The sequence below is a fragment of the Thermoflexus sp. genome, assembly GCF_025055495.1.
Classification (GTDB): domain Bacteria; phylum Chloroflexota; class Anaerolineae; order Thermoflexales; family Thermoflexaceae; genus Thermoflexus.
On sequence record NZ_JANWXB010000097.1, the window covers coordinates 1 to 3,710 of the forward strand.

General features: G+C 65.4%; 1 protein-coding gene and 1 pseudogene. Both read left to right on the forward strand.

Going from position 1 to position 3,710, the window contains the following annotated elements:
* A pseudogene (locus NZM16_RS03330) lies at positions 1 to 720 on the forward strand (hypothetical protein); the annotation flags it as partial.
* A 27-nt stretch (positions 721 to 747) separates the two neighbouring features.
* Entirely contained in the window at positions 748 to 3,453 is a 2,706-nt protein-coding gene (locus tag NZM16_RS03335) for a 6-pyruvoyl-tetrahydropterin synthase-related protein (RefSeq protein ID WP_295478536.1), read from the forward strand.
* Positions 3,454 to 3,710: the final 257 nt, after the last annotated feature.

Sequence of the window (3,710 nt, forward strand, 5' to 3'; positions counted from 1 at the left end):
TCTCGGAATTACTCGTTCACCTATCAGATCTGGTCCGGCCCCGATCCCGCTCGCGGCGAGCGGCTCGGCCAGGTGGACAGCTATCCGGGTATGGGCTCATGGCCGATGCGCTTCTGGCCGTCCGGCCGGGTGATCTGCGACATCCACCGCATTCCGCTAGCCATGCCGCGGGATGCGCCCACCCTGTTGTCCCTGCTGGTGGGGGTATACGATCGATCCCGGGCCGACCTGCGTCCGCTCCCCCGCCGGGGTGGGGATGGATGGATCCCCTTCGCGAAAATCCCCCCCTCTTCCCCGATGTCGGAGCACGGCTCCTGGGATGCGCGGTTTGAGCCAGGTATTCTGCTCCTTGCGCACCATGTTCAGGTCCTCGATCAAGGGATCCGTGTTCGCCTCACGTGGAAGGCGACCGCTCCTCTGCCCTCAGACCTTCACGTGTTCCTCCATCTTCTGGACGCGGAGGGACGATGGCTGGCCGGGGGGGACGGACCGCCCCGGGGTGGGGCTTATCCCACCGGGTGGTGGGAGCCGGGCGAGGTGGTCGAGGAAGAACGTTGGATCGAATGGAAACACCCACTGCCTCCAGGCGTCTACTCGGTTCACACGGGCTGGTATCACCTGAAGACAGGGGAACGCCTGCCCGTCGTTGATCCAACCGGGAGGCCGTTCCCGGGTTTCAGTGTTCCCCTGGAGGAGCTGCGGATCCACCCTGTTCCATGATGGAGAATACCGTTAGGCCTCGATCCGATGAGCATTCAAAGTGCGGTGAAAACGATGTGGAAGGATCTGGGCGTGCTATGGGTCCTCGTCGGGCTGATGGCCTGGTGGCAAGGGTTAAATCTGCCGGGCCTGCCTCGAGAGGGAGACGCCCTCCTGCACGCATATCGTGCCCTCGAGATGGCCCGGATGTGGCGGGCGGGCGTCCTGTATCCCCGCTGGGCGCCCGATCTCGCCGGCGGGATCGGCTATCCGCTGTTCATCTTCCATGCGCCGATGTTCCCCTGGTCCGTTGCTGCTCTCTCCGTGGGGTTAGGCCTCTCGATCGAGCACGCGATCAAGGCGGTCCTGATGATCGCCGCGTTGGGGGGCAGTCTGGGGGCCTATCTCCTGGCCCGGCGGTGGAAGCTGAGCCCCGCCGCCGCGATGACCGCGGGCCTCGCCTTCGGCTACATGCCGTTTCAGCTTCAGCAGGGCAACTACCCCCAATACACCGCCATCGCCCTGCTGCCATGGTTGCTCGTCGGCGCCGATGGAGCTCTGCGAGCTGGGGGATTCACAAGGCGCTGGTTCCTGGCGTGCGTCGTCGCGCTGCTGGGCCTCAGCCATAATCTCACCGCGCTGCTGGGGTATCTGCTGGCCCTTACGTATGCCCTCTTTCTGGGGATCCGGGGGAAGGTTCATCGCCGGCGTCTGGGCAAGGCCCTCGTCGCCTTTGCGCTGGGGCTGGGGATGGCGTCGCCCTATCTGGGCCCTTCCGTCACGGAGATCCCATGGGTTCATCTGGATCGGGCGCGCACCGGCGTATATGAGATCGTCCACCATTTCCGCACCCTGCCTCAGCTCTTGGAGTGGCCTCCTCTTCGGGATGAGCGCTGGGGGAACCGTCCTCTCGTGCTCACCCTCGGGCTGCACCAGGTTTTGTTGGCCCTTCCCTCCCTGGCCTATGCGCTCCCCGGACCTCGCCGATCCCGACAGCCGGAGGCGTTGTGGACGTGGGGGATAGGAATCACTGCCGTCTTCCTGATGACACCTGCCTCTTATCCGCTCTGGGCCCTGTTCCCGGGCCTTTCGTATATTCAATTCCCGTGGCGCTGGCTGGGCCCCGCGGGTTTGCTTCTATCGCTCCTCATCGGATTCTCGATCGAAACCGTGAAACCCTCCGTCCGCTGGCCTGCGGCTTTCGCGGCCTCCATCCTGCTCGTCCTGGGAACGCTGGGCCTAGTGTATGACGGCGGAACGCGGGTCCCCTTTGTCCGGGCGGGCTTGGTGGATCTGCAGCGCTACGAACGGGAGCAACTTTACCCGGGCCTCACAGCCACCGGCGAGCTGTTCCCGAAGTGGGTGGAGGGATGGCCGGAGCCGCCCCCGGGCCTGGCTCATGCGTATGCCCGGGGAGAGGAGCCGGACCGCCTGGATCGGACAACCCTTCCTGTCGGCGCCGCGGTGCGGACGATCCGTCTGGAGCCCCTGAGCCAGCGCTGGGAGATCCGCGTTCCCTATCGCATCCCGATGCGCTTCTGGGTCCTCGGATATCCGGGCTGGAGGGTGACGGTGAACGGCCAGCCGATCCCGACGTGGATAGAGGCCCGCACCGGATGGCTCTGGGCGGAGATCCCTGCCGGTGTCCACCAAGTTCACCTTCGGTTCTCGGGCCTGTGGCGCTGGCGCGTTTTCGAGGGCATCGCCCTCGGGCTCTGGGTCGGATGGCCTATCTGGGGGATCCTTCGATCGCGGCGGGATCCCCGCAGGCTCTCGCTTGCGCTCCACGGGAATGAGAGGACGTCAGGGCGCTGGGGCGAAGCGTCTCATTTCAGGTGGGGATCCGCTGGAGCGGCGCTGCTGTTTGCGCTCGCCTTCGCGCTGGGCCTTCCATACCGGCTGTGGGCGATCACCCGTGTGCCGCTGGACCGCCCCCCCGGCGTCGATCTGTCCGTTCAGGCGGACTTCGAGGGCCGGATCCGGCTGGTGGGCTATCAAATCGATCGGTGGATCGCCTACCCCGGGGAGACCGTGCGGCTGACGCTGTGGTGGCGCTCTCTGACCGCTCTGGATGAGGACGCGCATGTTTACGTCCACGGGATCCCGGCAGACCAGCCCTTCTCTTTCGCCCAGGCGTTTCAGAGCGACCGCCTTCATCCAGGCGATCTTCCCACCCGACGCTGGGATCCGGAGAAGCACTACCGCGACGACCACGTGTTGAAAATCCCCCCGGATCTCCCGCCCGGCCCCTACCGGATTCGCGTGGGATTGTATAGCGGGCTGGCCCAGCAGCGATGGCGCGTTGGAAACGAGGGGACGGACGGGATCGATTTGCCCCGCCTGCTGATCGTCCAACGAGCCGTTCGGGCTCTTCCCTCCGCCGTGTCCTTCGGGGAAGCGCTGCAGCTTCGCGGCGTGGAGGGGCCGTTCGGGCTCCGGACCGGTGAGCGGTTTGAGCTCTGGCTGATCTGGCAGGTCATCCGGCCGATAGATCGGAATTACACGCTTTTCGTTCATCTGATCAACGAATCGGGACAGCTGATCGCTCAGCGGGATCGATTCCAGCTGACGTCCATGTGGCCCGTTGGGGAAAGCGTTCCTCTGAAAGTGGAATTCCCCTCCCTCCCTCCCGGGCGATATCACATCCGCCTCGGCTGGTATCTCTGGCCGTCGATGGAGCACCTCCCCGTCCGGGATCTATCCAGGGCGAGCCCGGCGTGGGAGCTCCCCTTCCAGCTTTCGGTGCATCCGTAGGGGGTCTTCAAGGGCGATCTCCCCTCGGTCCAGGCGTTGGGAGAGTAGGGTTGGGGATGCCAGTGGGGTGTGCCTCGCAAATCCCTCTGCGCGGAATTAAAGAGGGGATGCCATGCGGACAAAGCCGATTCCTGAGGCGAAGATCGCGCAGAGGGGATCAGGGGATTCCGCCCGGCGGCAGGGCCGTGGGTTGAGATCGCCTGGGCCTTTCGGGATCGCGGGTGGCCTCGATCGCCAGCTCGATGAACACCGCGGAG

Bases quoted from the DNA above. Each gene is read 5' to 3' on its own strand.
- NZM16_RS03335 (WP_295478536.1), top strand. From the start codon at position 748: ATGAGCATTCAAAGTGCGGTGAAAACGATGTGGAAGGATCTGGGCGTG.